12 protein-coding genes and 3 pseudogenes (1 of these 15 cut by a window edge) are annotated in these 19,660 nt (G+C 71.8%); 4 read left to right on the top strand and 11 right to left on the bottom strand.

Annotation, left to right across the window (positions count from 1 at the left end):
• The 6 genes and pseudogenes from F1D61_RS02475 to F1D61_RS02450 all read right to left on the bottom strand — a co-directional run.
• A protein-coding gene (locus tag F1D61_RS02475; RefSeq protein ID WP_203156374.1) for a M48 family metallopeptidase crosses the window boundary here: on the bottom strand, window positions 1-1,058 show its 5' portion. 76 nt of this gene lie to the left of the window's left edge; only the first 1,058 of its 1,134 coding nucleotides appear in the window; it begins with the start codon at window positions 1,056-1,058; its stop codon lies beyond the left edge, outside the window.
• Between the two features lie 3 nt (window positions 1,059-1,061).
• A complete protein-coding gene (locus tag F1D61_RS02470) occupies window positions 1,062-2,327 on the bottom strand; it encodes a DUF898 family protein (RefSeq protein WP_203156373.1) in 1,266 nt (421 codons plus the stop codon).
• Between the two features lie 221 nt (window positions 2,328-2,548).
• Window positions 2,549-5,616, bottom strand: a pseudogene (locus F1D61_RS02465) (efflux RND transporter permease subunit).
• Window positions 5,617-5,793: 177 nt separating this feature from the next.
• On the bottom strand, window positions 5,794-6,801 hold the full coding sequence (locus F1D61_RS02460; protein ID WP_348649421.1) for an efflux RND transporter periplasmic adaptor subunit: 1,008 nt from the start codon (window positions 6,799-6,801) through the stop codon (window positions 5,794-5,796).
• Complete coding sequence (locus F1D61_RS02455) at window positions 6,798-7,943, bottom strand: efflux RND transporter periplasmic adaptor subunit (protein ID WP_203156372.1); 1,146 nt, start codon at window positions 7,941-7,943, stop codon at window positions 6,798-6,800. The genes F1D61_RS02460 and F1D61_RS02455 overlap by 4 nt, the downstream gene beginning before the upstream one ends.
• Window positions 7,944-8,132: 189 nt before the next feature.
• Entirely contained in the window at window positions 8,133-8,387 is a 255-nt protein-coding gene (locus F1D61_RS02450; protein WP_203156371.1) for a hypothetical protein, read from the bottom strand.
• Between the two features lie 108 nt (window positions 8,388-8,495).
• On the opposite strand from F1D61_RS02450, the gene F1D61_RS02445 reads away from it, so the two are divergent.
• On the top strand, window positions 8,496-9,131 hold the full coding sequence (locus F1D61_RS02445) for a TetR/AcrR family transcriptional regulator (RefSeq protein ID WP_246775682.1): 636 nt from the start codon (window positions 8,496-8,498) through the stop codon (window positions 9,129-9,131).
• Window positions 9,132-9,313: 182 nt separating this feature from the next.
• On the opposite strand, the gene F1D61_RS02440 is transcribed toward F1D61_RS02445, so the two are convergent.
• The 3 genes from F1D61_RS02440 to F1D61_RS02430 all read right to left on the bottom strand — a co-directional run bounded on the left by F1D61_RS02440 (window position 9,314) and on the right by F1D61_RS02430 (window position 11,887).
• Window positions 9,314-9,943, bottom strand: coding sequence for a DapH/DapD/GlmU-related protein (locus F1D61_RS02440; RefSeq protein ID WP_203156370.1), 630 nt, complete (start codon window positions 9,941-9,943; stop codon window positions 9,314-9,316).
• A 52-nt stretch (window positions 9,944-9,995) separates the two neighbouring features.
• On the bottom strand, window positions 9,996-10,325 hold the full coding sequence (locus F1D61_RS02435) for a hypothetical protein (RefSeq protein ID WP_203156369.1): 330 nt from the start codon (window positions 10,323-10,325) through the stop codon (window positions 9,996-9,998).
• Window positions 10,326-10,471: 146 nt separating this feature from the next.
• Window positions 10,472-11,887, bottom strand: a complete 1,416-nt coding sequence (locus F1D61_RS02430) for a DHA2 family efflux MFS transporter permease subunit (protein ID WP_203156368.1) — start codon at window positions 11,885-11,887, stop codon at window positions 10,472-10,474.
• Window positions 11,888-12,264: 377 nt separating this feature from the next.
• On the opposite strand from F1D61_RS02430, the gene F1D61_RS02425 reads away from it, so the two are divergent.
• The gene (locus tag F1D61_RS02425; RefSeq protein ID WP_246775681.1) at window positions 12,265-14,232 is read left to right on the top strand and encodes a methyl-accepting chemotaxis protein; all 1,968 of its coding nucleotides are present in this window, start codon (window positions 12,265-12,267) and stop codon (window positions 14,230-14,232) included.
• A 191-nt stretch (window positions 14,233-14,423) separates the two neighbouring features.
• Here F1D61_RS02425 and F1D61_RS02420 read toward each other — a convergent pair.
• Window positions 14,424-15,127 (bottom strand): annotated as a pseudogene (locus F1D61_RS02420) (carbonic anhydrase).
• Between the two features lie 81 nt (window positions 15,128-15,208).
• Window positions 15,209-15,457 carry a hypothetical protein gene (locus tag F1D61_RS02415; RefSeq protein ID WP_203156367.1) on the bottom strand — a complete coding sequence of 83 codons (249 nt, stop codon included), beginning with the start codon at window positions 15,455-15,457 and terminating at the stop codon, window positions 15,209-15,211.
• A 400-nt stretch (window positions 15,458-15,857) separates the two neighbouring features.
• Here F1D61_RS02415 and F1D61_RS02410 point away from each other — a divergent pair.
• Both F1D61_RS02410 and F1D61_RS02405 read left to right on the top strand, forming a co-directional pair.
• Window positions 15,858-18,562 (top strand): annotated as a pseudogene (locus tag F1D61_RS02410) (ATP-binding cassette domain-containing protein).
• A 167-nt stretch (window positions 18,563-18,729) separates the two neighbouring features.
• Entirely contained in the window at window positions 18,730-19,638 is a 909-nt protein-coding gene (locus F1D61_RS02405; protein ID WP_203156366.1) for an MBL fold metallo-hydrolase, read from the top strand.
• Window positions 19,639-19,660: the final 22 nt, after the last annotated feature.

Here is a 19,660-nt window from a genome sequence, read left to right as displayed (position 1 = left end):
AGGATCTGCTGCTTGGGCGCATCGCGGCCGGCGAGGGCCCGGATCGTGGCAGCCCGCTCCGTCGTGAGAGGGTGGCTGCGCAGGAGATCGAGAGGCCTGCCCCGGCGTTCATCGGCGGCGATGCGCTCGAGGATGTCGGCCAGGGCGGCGCCGTTGCCACCCGCACGCACCATCAGGTCGACCGCGTCAGTATCGGCCGCCCGCTCTGCCTCGCGGCTGTAGCCCGCCGAGAGCAAAGCCTCGCCGACCGCGACGATCACCGTCGAACCGGTGAGGTCGCCCAGCACGAGGCTCAACAGGAACGACGTGCCGGAGGCTCGGATCAGAGAGCGGGTCGGGTCGCGCGCACCGACATGACCGAGCTCGTGGGCGAGCACCGCCGCGACCTCGTCCGCCGTCTTCGCCCGCGCGATCAGGCCCGAGAAAAGGATCACCCGCGCGCCCGGCAGCGCGAAGGCGTTGGCCATCTCGTGGCGGCGCACGGTGACAGCGAGAGCCGGCGGCAGCGCCCCATCGGGGCCTTGGCCGGCGACGAGCCGGGCGACGAGGCGGTCGAGGGCGACGCGCCCGGGTCCCTCGGCGCAGACCGGCGGCCGTCCAAGGAGGCGCACCACCTGCGGCTCGACCACGGCACCGAGGCGCGCCTCGATGGAATCCGGCACGAGCGGGACAAGCAGCCGTGCCAGGTACGGGATACCGAAGATCGCAACGAGCAGGATCGAGAGCCCGGCCGCCGCGGACCAGAGCACGAGGCGCGTGTTGCCGCCTGCGCCCTCTCGCCGGCGCAGGTCCGGGCAGCGTTCCGCCAGGGCGGCGGCAAGCCCTTCATCCGAGCATTCGACCCGGTCCGGCGCGTAGGCGGGGCCCACCCGCATCAGCGGCGGCACCGAATCCGCCGCCCGGAGGTCGAGCGGGTCCCAATCCGCCGCGATCCCGGGGCCGATGGCCCGGAGCCGCGTGTCGAGGCGCAGCCGCACCGGATGCGGCCGCGCGCTGACGCCGTCGAAGTAGCGCCCGTCGGTCTCGATGGCGGGGGGCTCTGGCCGCTTCTCCGTCACCGCTCAGAACCCGATCTGGAGCGCGCCGCCGACATCGAGCGCGTCGGCAAGGCCTTCCTGCAAGCCGCTGCTGGCGCCCCGGGCCGCGGCCAGGATCGCCGAGAGTTCCTCCGGGTTGACGATCGTCAGGCTCGTCGCGACCGCCTCCCAGGTCCATGCCTGCACCAGGCGGACATGGAGGACCGCGCTCAGGGGGGCGACGGCGAAGTAGGCCAGGACGATGAGCCAGTGGACCACGCCGAGGCCCGATCGCTGCGCGGCCAGGGCCAGGAGGCCGCCGACCAGGCCGAGGACGAGCAGGAGGCCGACGAGCGACAGCGCGTAGAGTATGTAGGGGACATAGAGGGCGCGGGCCCGCAGGGTCGAGGCGAGGCGCACGCCGCCGAGGCGCACCGCGCCCGCGAAGGCGCGGGTCTCACGGGCCCGGTAATACGGGATCAGCAGGAACGCCGCCGGGATGCAGACCAGGGTGGCGACGAACAGGGCGGTCGTCAGGCGGCCGATCGTCGTGCCGGCATAGGCGGGGTTGAGGATCGTCTCGCCCGCCTTGCCGCCCGGCTTCGGCACCATCAGGTCGGTCGGCAGGGAGAAATCGGACGCGGCCAGGAGCGCGAGGCCGAGCCCGATCAGCGGTCCGAGCCCCACGAGGTAGACCAGCAGCCACGGTCCCAGCAGCTTGCGCCCGCGCGCCTCCGAGTTCAGCCGGCTCGTGCCGATCAGGGTGTGGTCGATGCGGTAGCGCTCCTGGCTTGCCTGCATGAACGGAAAGGCCAGCCCGAAGGTCAGAGAGACGAGAAGCCACCAGCCCGCCGCCCGTGCCGCGTAAACGGAGGCCGAGCCGTCCTGGCCGAGCCGGATGCCGCGCCACAGCGTGCGCATCGCCCGGTAGCGGCGCCCGCGATAGAGGGCGTATTGCCCCAGCACGAACAGGGTGACGAAGGAGATCACCACCGAGAACGGCGCCAGCCGAGGGAACGCCAGGGAGATCGCGAACAGGCCGAGATAGACCGGCACCAGGAGCACGAGCGCCACCAGGAAACCGAGAAACAGTTCCCTGCCGGTGCCGGTATACTCGGCCGGCGACCCGTCGAGGGCGGTGCGGCTCCAGAAGAACCGCCGCAGGTCGGTCATGTACCAGAACCGGTAGACGCCGAAGGTCACGAGCGAGAGCAGGAAGCCCTTGAGGGCCAGCCGGGTCAGGCCTTCGAGCCGCGTATCGAAGGTCACGGGCGCGGCTTGCTGCGCGGGGCCCGGTGTCGCGGAGGTCATCGGGTCGTCTTCTGTCTCGGCGCGCGAACCCGGATTCGTCACCCTCGGTTCGCGAACCGGCTCGTCTCCTGGCGTGCCGCGCAGCTTACGCAGGGAGATGCCGGGGGACCAGCGGAGGTTGTCGGCCGCCCCGGATTATTCACGGCTTCGTCGCATGTCCGGGCGCCCATACCGGCCCGGACGCCCATGCCCTGTCGGGCATGCGCCGCCTCGCGCCCCGATCACGCCCCGGCCTGCGCGTGTGCCTCGCCCGTCTTCTGCGGCCGGATCCGGTACCAGCCGACATAGAGCGCCGGCAGGAAGAACAGGGTCAGGAAGGTCGCCGCGATGATGCCGCCGATCATCGCGTAGGCCATCGGCCCCCAGAAGACCTCGCGGGCGATCGGCACCATGCCGAGGCTCGCCGCCGCCGCGGTGAGCAGGATCGGGCGCATGCGGTGGCAGGTCGCCTCCACCACCGCGTCCCAGGGGTTCATGCCCTCCGCCTCGAACTCGTCGATCTGGGTGACGAGGATCACCGCGTTGCGGATGATGATGCCGATCAGCGCCAGGATGCCGAGGATCGCCACGAAGCCCATCGGCGCGCCGGACGGCAGCAGGGCCGCGACGACGCCGATGAGACCCAGCGGCGCCACGCTCGACACCAGGAACAGCTTCTGGAGGCTCTGGAGCTGCACCATCAGGAAGAAGGCCATCACCAGCAGCATCACCGGCACCACCGCGGCGATCGGCCCCTGTCCCTTGGCGCTCTCCTCCACGGCGCCGCCGGTGGCGAGGTCGTAGCCGGCGGGAAGCTCGGCGCGGAACTGCGCCATGGCGGGGTCCAGCGCCGCCACGACGGTCGGCGGCTGGGTCGCGTCGGTGATCGAGGCGCGCACCGTGATGGTCGGCATCCGGTCGCGGCGCCAGACGATCGGCTGTTCGAGGTCGTAGTGGATCCGCGCGAAGGCGAGGAGCGGCACCGTCGCGCCGCCGGCGGTCGGCACCTGCAGACTCTGGAGCGTGTCGACGGAGCGCCGCTCCGGCCCCTGCGCCCGGCCGACCACGTCGACGAGGTAGATCGCGTCGCGGACCTGGGTGATCGTGGTGCCGCCGACCACGCCGTTGAGGATGCCGGCGATGTCCTGCGAGGTCACGCCGAGCTGGCGCGCCTTGTCCTGCAGGATCTCGACCCGCAGCACCTTGCCGGGCTCGTTCCAGTCGAAGGTCGGCAGGCCGACATGCGGGTTCTGCGCCACCACGTTGGCGAGCTTGAGGGCCTGCGCCCGCACCACCTGGAGGTCGGGACCGCTGATCCGGTACTGGATCGGCCGGCCGACCGGGGGCCGAGGTCGAGGGGATGCACGAACACGTCGGTGCCGACGAAGTCGCGCCGGGCGAGCGCGTTCAGCCGCGCCATGGTGCGGTCGCGGGCTTCCAGCGACACGGTCTCGATCACGATCTGGCCGAAGAACGCGTTCGAGAGCTGCTGGTCGAGGGGCAGGTAGAACCGGATCGCGCCCTGCCCGACATAGGAACTCCAGCGCTTGATCTCGGGGTCGCCCTTCAGGGCCTCCTCGAACCGGTCCATCTGCGCCCTGGTCTCGGCGATGCTGGCATTCTGCGGCAGGGTCATGTCGACCAGTACCTCGGGCCGGTCGGAGGCCGGGAAGAATTGCTGCTGCACGTGGCCCATGCCGACCACCGCGAGCCCGAGGAGGCCGACGCACGTGGCCACGGTGATCCAACGGAAGCGCATCGCCGGCAGCAGCAGCGCCCTGAAGGCATTGAGCAGGCGGCTCGGCTTGTCGTGGTGGCCCTTCATGGTCTTCGGCAGGATCTTCACGCCGATGAGCGGCGCGAACAGGACCGCCACCACCCAGGAGACGAGGAGCGAGGCGGCGATCACCACGAACAGCGAGTAGGTGTACTCGCCCGCCGCCGAGCCGTTGAAGCCGATCGGCAGGAAGCCCGCCACGGTGACGAGCGTGCCGGTGAGCATCGGGAAGGCGGTCGAGGTATAGGCGAAGGTCGCGGCCTTGTGCAGGCTGTCGCCGGCCTCCAGCCGCGCCACCATCATCTCGACGGTGATCATCGCGTCGTCGACGAGGAGGCCGAGCGCGATGATCAGCGCCCCGAGCGAGATGCGCTGCAGCGTGACCCCCATCACCTCCATGATGACGAACACGATGGCGAGGACCAGCGGGATCGAGAACGAGACCACGAGGCCGGCCCGCATCCCGAGGCTCAGGAACGAGACCACGAGCACGATCACCACCGCCTCGACGAGCGCCTTGGTGAAGCCGCCGACCGCCTCCTCGACGATCCGCGGCTGGTCCGAGACGAGGTGGATGCCCACGCCCACGGGCAGCTCGGCCTCGACCTGGCGCATCCGCGACTTCAGGGCCTCGCCGAATTCGAGCAGGTTGCCGCTCTGCTGCATGGCGATGGCGAGCCCGATTGCCGGCCGGCCATTGTAGCGGAACAGCGCCTCGGGCGGATCGGCATAGCCGCGCGAGATCTCGGCCACGTCCGAGAGGCGGAAGAAGCGGTCGTTGACCCGCAGGTTGATCGCCTTCAGGCTGTTCTCGTCGGTGAACTGGCCGCCGACCCGGACCGAGACCCGCTCCGGCCCGGCCTGGATCACGCCGGACGGCGCCACCGCGTTCTGCGCCTGAAGCGTCTTGATCAGCGACTGCACGTCGACGCCGAGGCCGGCGAGCTTGCGGGTCGAGAAGTCGAGATAGATCACCTCGTTCTGGGCGCCGATGATCTGGGTCTTGCCGATGCTCGGCACCTTGATGATCCGGGTGCGGACCTGCTCGACGTAGTCGCGGAGCTGGCGCATCGACAGCCCGTCGGCCGTGAAGGCGTAGACGTTGCCGAACACGTCGCCGAACTCGTCGTTGAAGAACGGGCCCTGCATCCCCTGCGGGAAGGTGCCCTTGATGTCGCCGAGGCGCTTGCGCACCTGGTAGAACAGCCACGGGATCGTCTGCGGTGGGGTCGTGTCGCGCAGGTTGACGAACACCGTCGCCTGGCCGGGCGTGGTGTAGCTCCGCGTGTAGTCCACGGCGCTGATCTGCTGCACCTCCTTCTCGATCCGGTCGGTGACCTGGTCGAGGGTGTCGCCGATGGTGGCGCCGGGCCAGACCGCCTGCACCACCATGGTCTTGATCGCGAAGGCCGGGTCCTCCTCGCGGCCGAGCTTGCGATAGGACATCGCGCCGGCGACGATCGCCACCACCATCAGGAACCAGACGAAGGAGCGGTGCGACAGCGCCCATTCGGAGAGGTTGAACGACTTCATCGGGCGCGGCCTCGCGCTGAGCGGTTTTTCAGGGGGCGGGCCGTAGGGCCGCGCATGGGATGGGTTCGGAAGGCGGTCAGAGCCCCGAGGCGGCGAGGCGGACCGCCTGGCCGTCCTTCAGGCTGTGGACGCCCGCCACCACCACGGTCTCGCCGGCGGTGACGCCGCCGCTCAGCGTCACGCTCGCCTCGTCGGGGGCCGGCGTATCCGCGGGGGGACCACCGTGACGTCGCGGCGCGAGACCGATTGGCCGTCGGGCGCGACGACCCAGACGCTGGTGCGGTCCTCCGCCCGGAGCAGGGCGGTCGCCGGCAGGGTGATGTGCGGCGGGGTGGCGCGCTCGAGGGCGACCGTGATGGTGGTGCCGAGCCGGAAGGCCTCGGGCGGGTCGACGAGCGTCATCCGCACCCGGCGGGTGCGGGTCGCCGGGTCGGCGAGCGGCCCGATCTCGCGCACCCGGCCCGTCGCGGTGATGGTCGGGGCGGCCTGGAGCGTCACCGTGAAGGCGGTGCCGGCCTTGATGCCGGCCATCAGCCCGTCCGGGATGTCGACCACCGCCTCGCGGATGTCGGGGCGGGCGAGCGTCACCACGGCCTGGCCGGCGCTCACCACCTGGCCGATCTCGGCGTTCCAGGCGGTCACCACCCCGTCGACATCGGCCTTCAGGGTGGCGTAGCCGAGCTCGTCCGTCGCCTTCTGGAGGGCGGCCCGGGCCTGGGCCAGGCGCGCCGCCGCGGTGTCGCGGCTCGCCACCGCGGCGTCGAGGGCGGCCTGGGTGACGTTGCCGCCCTCGTACAGGGTACGCTGGCGCGCCTCGACGGCGCTGACATTGGCGAGCTGCGCCTCGACGTCGGTCACGTCGGCCCGGGCCCGGGTGACGGCGAATTGCAGCACGGTCGGATCGAGGGCGGCGAGCCGCGCGCCCTTCGGCACCAGGTCGCCGACATAGACGTCGCGGGCGACCATCCGGCCCGGCACCCGGAATCCGGCCTGCGTCTGGTAGCGCGGCTCGACCGTGCCGGCGAAGGGGCCGAAGGTCTCGGCGGTGCGGACCTCGACCTTGGTGACGAGGACCGGGCGCACCGGAGGCGGCGCCTCGGCTTTCTTCTCCTGGCAGGCCGCCAGGGCGAGGAGGACCGTGAAGGCCGGCAGGCGGGCGGGGATGCGGAGGGGGACGGACGTCATTGGGTGTTGTCCCCGACCACCGCGACCTTCTGGCCGGGACGCAGGAGCTGGATGCCGGCCACCACGACCCGCTCGCCCGGCGCGATGCCGTCCGACAGGACGATGGCCGAGCCGGCATAGCGCTCGATCGCCACGGTCTTGGGCGCGACGGTGCCGCTTCCCGGATCGAGCACCCAGACCGCCGGTCGGTCCTGCCAGCGGAACAGCGCGCTCCAGGGCAGCGAGACCGCCGGCCGGGTCCGGATCTGGCCGATTCCCGCCACGGTCGCGCCGAGCGACATCTCGGGCGGGACCTTGGAGAGCCCGATCTTCACCCGCACGCCGCCGGAGGACGGATCGACCGCCGGCGAGATCTCCCGCACGGTACCGGTGGTGCGCACCCGCGGATCGGACAGGAGGATGATGTCGATCGTCTTGCCCTCCGGCGGCTCGGCGAGCAGCGTCTCGGAGACGATGAACACCGCGTCGCGCGGCCCGTCCTGGGCCAGGGTGAACACGGTCTGGCCGGACTGCACCACCTGGCCGGCCTCGGCGTTGCGCGCCGTGATCATGCCGGCGACCCCGGTCTTCAGCTCGGTGTAGGAGAATTGCTCGCGGGCATTGCCGAGCGCCGCCTTGGCGGATTCGACCGAGGCCTGGGTGGTGCGCAGGGTCTGCTCGGCCTGGTCGTAGGCGGTGCGAGTGGTGTAGCCGCTGCGCATCAGCGATTGCTGGCGCTCGAAGCTCACCTTCGCCTGGGTCAGCAGGGCCTCGGCCGAGGCGAGCGCGGCCTGCGCGGTGTCGACGTTGACCTGCTGCTCCTGCGGCTCGAGCCGGGCCAGCACCTGGTCGGCGGTGACGTGCTCGCCGACCTCGACCAGGCGCTCCTGGATCTTGCCGCTGACCCGGAACGCGATGTTGCTCAGGAACTTGGCCTGGATGTCGCCGGTCAGGACGACCCGCTCGGAGACCGGCGCGAGGGCGGCGGCGACCACCCGGACCTGAGCCAGCGCATCCGCGGGCTTCGCCGTCGGGCTGCGCGTCTCCTGACGCGTCTCCTGGCCCGTCTCCTGGGCGGAGGCGGGCGCCGCGGCGAGGGAGGAGCTCGCGAGGAGCAGGGCGGCGAGGCCGGCGGCGCCCCGCCGGATCGGGATGGGTCTCATGAGGGGCGTGCGCAAGGGTCGAGCCTGGAGATGCCGTAGCATAAGAAAGATCATGTGAAGGAGCGGCCGCGAGGGGGCGGATGCGGCCGCTCCTTCCAGATGCGGCGCGGTCTCCGGGGGGAGGCCGTCACCGCATCTGTGGGGGCACCCCGGCATCGTGCCGGGGCGAACCGGGAATGGGTGATCGCGTCAGGTCTGGCCCGGCGCGGACAGGCACGAGGCGCACGGCGCCGCCGGGTCGGGCCGGGTCCAGGCCAGCAGGCCGGCCCAGCCGGCGAGCGCGAAGAGCAGGAGCGCGACGGCGGAGAGCGGCACGCGGCCCGGCAGCAGCGGACGGGCGCGCTCCACCGGCGGCGCCTGGAGGGCGAGGCCGTTGGCCAGGCGGGTGAACCCGGGCCGGTGCGGCGCGGTTCTGCGGGACGGACACATCACCGTGCGGGCCATGGCGCGCGCTCCTTGAAGGCGACGCCCGCTTCGTACTAATAACTGACCAGACAGTCAATAAGGTGCATGATGGCGAGTGCGGGCAAGGGCGTGATCGGAGGTAAGACGGTGCCCGCGGGACCGCGGCGGCGGCGCAAGGAGGAGCGGCCCGGCGAGATCGTGGAGGCGGCGTTCGAGGAATTCGCCCGCTCGGGCTTCGCCGCGACCAAGCTCGACGACGTGGCGGCCCGGGCCGGGATCACCAAGGGCACGATCTACCTGTACTTCCCGAGCAAGGAGGACCTGTTTCTCGCCACGATGCGGGAGATGAGCCGCCCCTCGCGCGAACACCTGGCGGCGCTCACCGCCGCCCCGCAGGGTCCCGCGATGGCGATCCTGCGCTCGCACTTCACCTTCGAATACGCGCAGATGGTCGAGGACCGGCGCACCCGCGAGATCATCCGGATGCTCCTGGCCGAGGTCAGCCGCTTTCCCGACGTCGTCGAGCGCTGGCGCGCCGAGGTGATCGGCCCGGAGGTGGAGGCCCTGCGCCGGGTCGTGCGCTACGGGATCGAGCGGGGCGAGTTCCGCCCCTCCGCGGCGGAAGAGTTTCCCCACCTGCTCTTCGCTCCCGTCATCATGGCCTGCACCTGGCGGCTGATGTTCGGCGACGACCACGCCCTGGACGGCGCGGCCTATCTGGAGGGGCATCTCGATCTGATGGAGCGGGGACTGGCGCGGGGAGAGGGGGATGTGCGCGGCTGATCCCCCTTCTGCGCAGGGCGTCCCGGGAAGGGCGAGGCGCAGGGACATCCCCGCTCCCGCATGGGAGGAGGATCCGGCGCGAACGGCGGCATCCGCCCGCCGCCTCGCCGGGACCGGGGTCGCGGCCCGGCCCGGACTGGGCCGTTTGCGGGGCATCGGCGAGCCGATGCCGGTTCACGCATTCACCGGAGGTGCGGTGCAAGACCGTGATCGACGAGCCCGAGGCGCGGCACCACCGTGCCGGGGGCGAGGATGGCGCCCGGCGCCACCACCGCATTGGCCCCGAGCCGCGCCCCGTCCCCGACGAGGGCGCCGAACTTCGGACAACCGGTATCGACCGTGAGGCCGTCGTGCCGGAACGCCACCGTGGCGCCGGGCCATTCGTTGCGGTGGTTGGCGATGACGGCGCCGGCCTCGAGGTTGACGCCCCGGCCGATCACGCTCTCGCCGACGAAGTTGAAGTGGGCGAGCGCCGTCCCGGCGAACAGGAACGACGCCTTCAGCTCCGCTCCCGGCCCGATCGTGCAGGCCTCCTCCAGCCAGGCGCCGCCCCGCAGGGTGGCGCCGTGGCCGATGAAGCAGCGCGGCCCGACGACGAGCGGGCCCTTGAGCACCGCGCCGGGCTCGATCCGGGCGCTGCGATGCACGGCCACCTCGTCGGTGACGCAGAAGTCCCGGGTCGAACGGTCGAGGAGGCGGCGGACGATGTCGCCCGCCTGCGCCGTGAGTGCCCAGGGCGGCGCGGAGGAGAGGTCCGCGAGGGCGGAATGCGGGAAGGCCGGGATGTGACGGACGAGGAGGCTCGCGGTCATCCCGGCTCCCGAGGTCTGGTCGCGGACGCGAGATCAGTCGCAGACGCGAGGATCAGTCGCAGACGCGCACGCGGCGGATATAGACGTCGCCGAACTCGTCGACCATCCGGCGGCGGACGGTGTAGCAATCCGGGCCATAGGCCGGGGCGTAGCCGTAGGCGGGCCCGCCATAGACCGGCGTGTAGCCGTAGGCCGGGCCGGGGGCGTAGCCGTAGGCCGGGCGCGACCCGGCGGCGATGGCGCTGCCGAGGGCGAGGCCGCCGACCGCGCCGAGGGCGAAGGCCGGTCCCGCCCGCCAGCGCGCCTCGGCCGGGGCGGCACCGGCCAGGGTCACGCTCGCCACGGTCGCCGCGGCCACGCAGACGGATGCGATGCGCTTCATGGCAAATCCCCATGAGTTGAGAGGGAAGCAAGACTTCGCGGGCACCCCGAACCGGAACCGTGGTTCGTCGGTGCTCGATGTTTCGGTTATCGCACCGTCACGCTGAATGCCGGCTGAAGCGCGGCTTTAAGATTCCTTCAGGCAAGTCACGTCGCATCGGCCGCGGGCTTCGCCTGCACGATGCGGTGACCCGAGACCTCGGCGCCGGCCTCCGGGGCAAGGCGCCGGAACGACAGGGTCGACAGGCCGGAGAGGACCGACACCGCCAGGAAGGCGGGCCAGAAATCCTCCGCCCGGATCTCGGTGCGGCCGTGCCACTCGGCGGCCGACTGGAGCGCGAAGGCCCCGAAGGCGACCCCGATGCTCAAGGACAGCTGCTGGGCGACGCTGGCGAGGCTCGTCGCCGCGCTCATGTCGCGCGGATCGACGTCGGCATAGGCGATGGCGTTGACGGCGGTGAATTGCAGCGAGCGGAAGCAGCCGCCGATCAGCAGCACCGCGACGATGAGGGCGTGCGGCGTGCTGGCAGTAAACAGGCCGTTGACCGCGAGCAGGGCCGCCGCGACCAGCGCGTTGAGGGTCAGCACCGCCCGGAAGCCGAAGGCGCGCAGGATGCGGGCGGCGATGGTCTTCATGAACAGCGCGCCGGCGGCGGCCGCGAAGGTGATGAGGCCCGAATGCAGCGGATCGAGCCCGAAGCCGAGCTGCAGCATCAGGGGCAGCAGGAACGGGATCGCCCCGGTGCCGATGCGAAACAGGCTGCCGCCGACGACCGCCGCCCGGAAGGTCGGGTAGCGCAGGAGATCGAGGCGGATCACCGGATGCTCGACCCGGCGGCTATGGGCGAGATAGAGCCCGCACAGCACGATGCCGGCGCCGGTGCAGGCCCAGGACACGACTTCCGGCAGGAGGTGGCGCCCGCTGGAGGCGAGCCCCAGCATCAGGCTCGCGAGCCCGGTGCCCGAGAGGACGAAGCCGACGAGGTCGAGGGGCGGGCGCGCCTCCTCCTTGATGTCCTGGAAGTACCGGGTGGCGAGCAGGATGCCGGCGAGCCCGATCGGCAGGTTGATGAAGAAGATCCAGCGCCAGTGCAGCGCCGTGGTGATGAAGCCGCCGAGCGGCGGGCCGATCACCGGGCCGACCAGCGCCGGGATGGTCAGGGTGGCGAGCGCCTGGACCAGCTCGCCCTTCGGCACGCTGCGCAGGAGCACGAGGCGCCCTACCGGCACCATCATCGCCCCGCCCATGCCCTGGAGGAAGCGGGCGGCGACGAACCAGCCGAGCGAGTTCGAGGCCGCGCAGGCGAGCGAGCCGGCCATGAACACGGCGAGCGCCCAGCGGAAGACCGTGCGGGCGCCGTAGCGGTCGGCGGCCCAGCCGCTGATCGGGATGAAGATCGCCAGGCTGACCAGGTAGGCGGTGAGCGCCAGCTTCAGGGCGATCGGGTCCTCGCCCATGTCGGCGGCGATCGCCGGCAGCGACGTGGCGAGCACGGTCGAATCCGTGTTCTCCATGAACAGGGCCGTCGCGACGACGAGGGGGACGATCCGTGCCTGGCGCATGGGGCCGGTATCTAGCACCGGGCTTCCTCCGAGGAAGCGCGAATCGGCGAGGGCTCGCCCGCGCGCGACGCAGGGATGCGCGGATCTGCCTGCGGGGCCGCCCGTCGCGTCGCCCGACCGCATTCGTCGTCCGGCCTCGGTCCGCCGGTCGACCTCCTCTCGCCAGGACATCCGGCTCCGTGCTTCCCCAAGGGAGTATGCCGGTTTTTCCCGAATGATGCCGTCTTGGGCAAGAATCACATCTTTTCATCATGCCGGATAAAGCGTTTAACAGGTAACACGACACTAGGTAATAGGATTTTAATCTCTATTTTTTACTGCGCCGTAGACATTAAGCTTTGCCTCATACCCAGCAAGGACGGCGGACGAGCACGATCATGACGATGCAAAATTTAAAGATCGGCATCTCGGCGCGGGCAACGATCCTGGTCATCGCCATGTCGTGCCTCGCATTTATCGGGTCATCATTATACATTCATCGCTATCAGGAAGTCGTCATCGACAAATCCGTCGCCGACGGGACGAGGGCGCTCGGATCGAGCGCGGCCCGGAGCGTCGGCAACTGGATATCCGGTCGGCTGAACCTCGCGACATTGGTCGCGCAGCAGATTTCGTCCGCCGGGCCGGGCGTGGATCCGCGCAGCGTGATGGACGCCCCGGTCGTCAGGGCCTCGTTCCTCCTGAGCACCTTAGGACGGCAGGACGGGTCCTTCGTCGGCGTGCCCAAGCAGGATCTCCCCGCCGATTACGATCCCCGGCAGCGGCCGTGGTACAAGGCCGCCCTCGCGGCCAACGGTCCGACCCTGACCGAGCCCTACGCGATGAAGGCCCCGCCGGCCCTGGCGATCACGGCCTCGAACCCGATCCTGGACCAGGCGGGCAAGCCGGTCGGCGCGATCGGCAGCGCCTTCGACCTCAAGGAGGTCGTCGCGATGCTCAAGACGGTCGACCAGGAGGGCAAGACCTACGCCTACCTGGTGTCCGGCGCCGGCAAGATCCTGATCCACCCCAACGCGGCGCTGATCAACAAGCCCCTCGCCGATCTGCTGCCCGGGGGCGATCCCCGCAACGGCGGAGGACTGGTCGATGCGGTCGAGGACGGCCGGCCGACGCTGACGCTGTTCACCCGCATCCCCGACCTGCCGGCCGGCCTCGACTGGTACGTCGCCCTGTCCATCGACAAGGCTGACGCGCTGGCGCCGGTCCGGTCCCTGTCGCAGATCCTGGGCGTCACCACCCTCCTCGCCCTGCTGCTGATGGCGGTGTCGGTCGGCCGGATGATGACCATGACGGTCGCGCGTCCGATGAAGCGCCTCGTGCAGGTCCTGGAGCGCATGGCCCGGGGCGACGACGACACGGTCATCGAGGAGGCGGGGCGCGGCGACGAGATCGGCGCCGTCGCCCGGGCGGTGCAGGCCATCAAGACGATGGTCTCGCGCAAGGCCCTCGAACAGGCCGAGATCGAGCGCCTCGCCGAGGAGACGGCGGCGGCGGAGCGGTCGCGCACCATGGCGAGCTTGGCCGACGGCTTCGAGCAGGCCGTCGGCGGAATCGTCGGCGTGGTGTCCTCGTCGTCGGCGCAGTTGCAGGCCACGGCGCAGGCGATGGCCACGACCGCGGCGGACGCGGCGCGCCAGTCGACGCAGGTGGCCTGCGCCGCCGGGAACGCGGCGTCCAACGTCGGCACGGTCGCGGCGGCGGCCGAGGAGCTCAACGCCTCGATCCTGGAGATCAGCCGGCAGGTCGCCGGCTCGGCGGACTTGGCGCGCCGCAGCGTGCAGGAGGCCGACGAGACCGGCGCGCTGGTCCAGGAGCTGCGCGCCGCGGCGTCGCGGATCGGCGACGTGGTCGGGCTGATCTCCGACATCGCCAACCAGACGAACCTGCTCGCCCTCAACGCGACGATCGAGGCCGCCCGCGCCGGCACGGCCGGCAAGGGGTTCGCCGTCGTGGCCGCGGAGGTGAAGGTGCTGGCGGAGCAGACCGCCCGGGCGACGCGCGACATCTCCAGCCAGATCGCGGTGATCCAGGCCACGACGAACCAGGCGGTCACGTCCATCGGCGGCATCACCGGGCGCATCCGCGAGATCGACGTCGTCGCCAGCGCGATCGCCGCCGCCGTCGAGGAGCAGGGCGCCGCCACCCAGGACATCGTCCGGAACGTCAGCCAGGCGGCGCGGGACAACGACGAGGTGACGGGCAACCTCTCGGGGATGGCCGGGGCCGCCGAGGAGACGGGGGTGGCGGCCGGCCAGGTCCTGAGCGCGGCCTCCGAACTGTCGCGTCAATCCGAGCGCCTGACGATCCAGGTCGGCGACTTCCTCGCGCGGGTGCGGGCGGGCTGAGCCGCCCTCGGGCGGACCCGTTCCGCCCGCACGGAGCCGGGAGGAACGGGCTTGCCTCGGCAGGTTATATCAATGGCCCAAGATGCTGACGCATCGGGCCATCGAGCCATCTCGAATTTTCCTGTGCCAAGCCAAAGGCTTGACGACAATTCGAGAACGGAACCAAAGGTCGTTTCCAACGACCGTTGGTATTATTCCGCCGCGACCCGCATCGGACCGGCGAGGTCGGCCGCCGCGCGCCGGGGCGTCGAGACCTCGGCCACCGGCAGGGGGTGTCGTCGGTGAGCGCCACGAAGCGGCTCCCGTCATAGGCGTGGAGCCGGCCGGTCTCGATCTCGAAGAACCAGCCGTGCAGGGAGAGCCGCCCCCTGGCGAGCGCAGATGCCACGCTCGGGTGGGTGCGCAGGTGGGCGAGCTGCACCACCACGTTCTCGAGGGCGAGCGCACGCAGGCGGTCACCGGGGTCGATGTCGTGCGGATAGGCCTCGCAGACGATCCGGTCGGCGGCGTGGCTGTGGCGCAGCCAGGCGGCGACGTTCGGCATGTCCTTGAGGGCGCCGGGCTGCATCAGCCCCTTCATCGCGCCGCAATCCGAGTGGCCGCAGACCACGATGTCGCGCACGCCGAGCGCCACCACCGCGTACTCGATCGCCGAGGAGACGCCGCCGTTCATCTCCGCGAAGGGCGGCACGATGTTGCCGGCGTTGCGGCAGACGAACAGCTCGCCGGGGCCGGCCTGGGTGATGTGCTCGGGAGCGACCCGGGAATCGGCGCAGGCGATGATCAAGGCCTTGGGCTGCTGCCCGTCGCGCACGAGGCGCTCGTACATCCGCTGCTGGCCGGGGAAGACGCTGCCGCGGAAGGTGGAGATGCCTTGGATGATGCTGTTGTCCACGGTGGGTCCTTCGATCGAGCGCGAGAATCAGGCGAGAATCAGGAAAGAGCGTGGGAGACGGGGCTTCGTGGCGGCGGCCGGCTACCGCCCCACCGCCCAGCGGCCCCGCTCGACGCCGTTGCCGCGCTCGGCGACCATCGGCTGGCCCTGGATCTGGCCGGTGCCGGCCCGCTGCGACAGCGGCGAGCGGGGATCGTGGTAGGGGCTGGCGACGTAGCTGCTCATGAACCCGCCGCCGGCGGCCTGGCGGCTGCCCTCGCCGCCTTCGGCCCATGCGGCGCCCGGCAGGGCGATGGCGGCCAGGATGGTGCCGATCGTGATCGTCTTCATCGCGTCGTCCTCTCTCGCAACAATGTCTTGCCGAAACAGATGATCTGTCGTCCGGCGATGAAGACGACGATGATCGAAACAGAATTTTCGCGATGTGCGACCACGCACCCTCTCAGATCTCGAACAATAATCCCGAGCATGGGAAGGCCGGGTGCCGTTGCGCACCCCTGTGCTGGACGAAGGCGGTCTCGGGACGGATGACGGCCGGGGCGGGACCGTCCGCCCGCCCGGCTTGACCGCTCCGGCCCGCGCGGCCCATACCTCGCGCAACATCGAGGAGGCTCATGGTCACCACCGCGAGACGGCCCGAGGGCCCGCCCCCGCGCACCGGACCGGCGCCGGCCACTGGCGCTCCCATCTCGGGCATCTCCTCCCCCCGCTCCCGTCGCCCGTTCCGATGATGGACCGCGATCCGATCGTCTTCGCCTGGCACAGCGCCAAGCGCCGGCACGCCGCCGCCATCGCGGTCGCCCTCGGTCTCGGAGGGCCGCTGGTCGGGCTCGGGCTGCTCGCGCTGCGCGACCTCGTCGACGAGCTGCTGGCGCTCGCCGAGCCGGGGCGGGGGCCGATCCACTTCCTCCACCTCGTCGTGCCGCTGCCGGAGCGGTTCGGCGGCCACGGTCTGGTGCTGGTGCGCGGCTGGCCGCTGCCGGAGAGCGCCCTGACCCTGTGGGCGCTGGGCTGCCTGATCGGCGTGGCGTTCAGCCTCGCCCTCCTCGGCTGGGGGTGGCGCGGCTCTGCGTGAGCGCGCAAGCCGAGGCGGTGCGCCGCCTGCGGGAACTGGCCGAGGACGCGATCCTGCGCTCGGGACCGGCCTCCCGCGACGATGCACGGGCGCTCGCCGGCCAGGTCGGGGCGGCGATCCGCGCCGCCGACGGGCTGCTCGCCGTCGGAATCCTGGTCCCGGCGCTCGCGGCGGGCGCCGTGCTGGTGACGCTGGCCGTCGCCGCCGCCGTGGCGCCGCGCCTCGTCGCGGTGGCGGGCATCAGCCTCGTGGCGGCGGCGCTCGCGCGCCAGCTCCTCATCACCCGCACCGAGCGCCGGGACGACCAGCGCCGGCTGGAAGGCGCCGCCCTGGAGCGCGGCCTGACCGACCTGGTGCGGCGCCTGCCGGCGGTCAGGGCCCACGGCACGACCGCCTTCGAGCATGCCCGCCTCGGCCATGTCGCCGAGCGGGCCCGCCGGGCCCTGACCGAGACCGAGGACGAATTGTCCCGCGCCCGCGCCCCGGCCCTGGCGCTCACCGTTCTGGTGCCGACCATCGTGCTCGCCGCCGCGCTCTGGCAGGGCCCCACCCCCGCCGCCCCGGTGAGCGCCGGCGGCCTCTCGGCGGTGCTCGGCGCGCTCGCCGTGGCCTCGAGCGCGGCGGCGGCCTTCCTGCGCCAGAACCGGCGGCGGCGCGCCGCCCTGCCGGCCTTCCGGGAGATCGCCCGCGCCACCGCCGCGCTCGAGGCCCGCGCCCGGGCGCCGCGCCGCCTGCGCAGCCAATCCGAGGCGCTGCCGGATGCCGGTCCGATCGTGCTGTCGCGCGTCGCGGCCTACGATCCGGCCTCGGGCGAGCGGCTGATCGGCCTCGACCTCGCCGTGCCGATGCCGGGCCACGTGGCGATCCTGGGCGACCGCGGCAGCGGCGGCCGCGTGCTGGCGGCCCTGATCGCCGGCCAGCTCGAACCCACCGCCGGGGCGGTGTCCTATGCCGGCACCGACCTGCGCTCGGTCGATCCGGCGGAGCGGGCGCGGCGCATCGCCTATGTCGGGGCCGAGCCGGTGCTGATGGCCGGCACGCTGCTGCAGAACCTGCTCTACGGCGACCCCGCCTTCGCCGACGGATCGAGCCCGGAGGCGAACGCGCCGAATGCCGGCGAACTGGAGGAGCGGCTGGTCGAGGCCCTGGCGGTCACCGGGCTCGACCGGCTGGTCTATGGCCGCGGGCTCGCCAGCGTGCTGCCGCGCCGGCTCGACCCCGCTACCGCCGCGGCGATCGTCGAGACCCGGGATGCCTTGCGCGCCGCGCTGGTGGCGGACCAGGCCGCCCACCTGATCGAGCCGTTCGACCCCGCCCGCTACAACCGCCAGGCGACGGTGGGCGAGAACATCCTGTTCGGGGCGCCGGTCGGCTCGGCCTTCTCGGAGGCGCGGCTCGCCGGCCATCCCTTCACCCGGGCGGTGCTGGAGGCGGAAGGCCTGACCCGGCCGATGACCGAGATGGGGTTGGCCATCGCCCGGGCCACCGTCGAGATCTTCTCCGACCTGCCCGACGACCACCCGCTCTTCGACGCGTTCTCGCTCTTCCCGGCCCGGGAGCGTGGCTTCTTCGAGGACCTGGTGGCACGCCAGCCCGAGGCGTCGGGCTGGCGCCGCGGCCCCGCCGGCCAGCGCGACCGCGCCCGGCTGATCGGCCTGTGCCTGCGCTACAGCGAGACCCGGCACCGCTTCGGCCTGATCGACGAGGCGATGGAGGCGCGCCTCGTCGCGGCCCGGCGCACCTTCGCGGCCCTGCTGCCGGCCTCGCTCCAGGGCTCGGTGGAATTCTACGATCCGGGCAAGGTCACCGCCGCGGCGAGCCTGGAGGAGAACCTGCTGTTCGGCCGGATCGCCGGGGCCGAGGCCGGGGCCGGCGCGCGGGTGCGGACCCTGATGCAGGCGGTGTTGCGCGAGCGCGGCCTGGAACGGACGGTCTACCGCTTCGGCCTCGCCAGCCAGGTCGATCCGCGGGCGGGCGAGAGCGGGCTGTCGGGCCGCGACGGCTTCACGCCGTCGGAGCGCCTGGCGATCGACCTCGCCCGCTGCCTGGTGCGCCGGCCCGACATCCTGGTGGTCGGCCTCGCCCTCGACGATCGCGGCGCGCCCGAGATCATGGCGGGGATCGCGCGGCTGCGGGCGGCCCGGGCCGGGCGCGGCCTCGTGGTCTGCCTGCCGGACGAGTGCCGGCCGGATCCGGACGCCCCCTTCGACCTGATGCTGCGGGCCGAGCGCAACACCGTGGTGCGGGCCGAGGGCGGCCCGGTCCCGGCGGATGACGCGCGAGAGGGTCTTCCCGCGACGGCCGCGCTCGGGCAGGATGCCCCGGCATCCACAGGCCCGGTGCGCGAGCACACGGCTTAACGACAGATTAGGCCGTCCGGGGGAACCTTCGTCTTGTGCTCATCGTTCGTGACGCACATCTCTCGTGCACAGCCCATCATCGTGTCTTGCCGGGCCGACCGGCCGGAGCATCCGCCATGTGCGTCATCGCACATCCAACCCCCACTCACCCCATCACGGTCGCCGGCATGACAACGAGGGGTCCTCTCATGGAAGCCGGCCTGACGCTCCGGTTCTGGGGCGTCAGGGGGTCGACCTGCGCCTCCGGTCCGGAATTCGTGGAATTCGGCGGGCACACCCCCTGCGTGGAAGTCCGCTGCGGCGAGCGGCTGTTCGTGATCGATGCCGGCACCGGCATCAACGCCTTCGGCGTCCATCATCGCGACCGGCTGCCCCAGCGGATCGACCTGCTGCTGAGCCACCTCCACCTCGACCATGTCGGCGGCCTGCCGTTCATGAAGCCGGCGGTGCTCAACCCGGCCTGCGAGATCCACACCTGGTGCGGCAACCTCGACGGGGCGAGCGCCGCCGAGCCCCTCGACCGGCTGTTCTCGCCGCCGCTCTTCCCGATCACCCTCGACATGTTCCCCGCCCGCTTCGTCCATCACGGGTTCCGGGCCGGCGAGAGCCTGACCTTCCCGGACGGCGCGGTGGTCGACACCATCCTGCTCGAGCATCCCCAGGGCGCCACCGGCTACCGCTTCCGCCATGGCGGCCGCACCGCCTGCTACATCAGCGACCTCGAACATTCCGAGCCCTGGCCCGATCCGGCGCTGCTGGACTTCGTGCGCGGCGCGGACCTCGTGGTCTATGACGGCATGTTCACGCAAGGGGAGTACCCGGCCTGCCGCGGCTGGGGCCACTCGACCTGGCAGAAGGGCGTGGAACTGTGCCGGGCCGGCAATGTCGGGCGCCTCGGCATCGTACATCTCTATCCCCAGCACACCGACGCGCTGCTGCGCGAGCTGGAGGTGCAGATGCAGGCCGAGATGCCCGGCGCCTTCGTGGCCCGCGAGCGCCAGGAGATCAGCTTCGCCTCCGTCGCCGCTGCGGCGAGCCCGCGGCGGCGCCGCGCGCGGGTCGCGGCGGTCGCCTGAGTCAGAAAAGCCTCGGCTTAAG

This window comes from Methylobacterium aquaticum, from assembly GCF_016804325.1.
Classification (GTDB): Bacteria; Pseudomonadota; Alphaproteobacteria; order Rhizobiales; family Beijerinckiaceae; genus Methylobacterium; species Methylobacterium aquaticum_C.
This window is presented reverse-complemented; position numbering and strand designations above follow the sequence as displayed.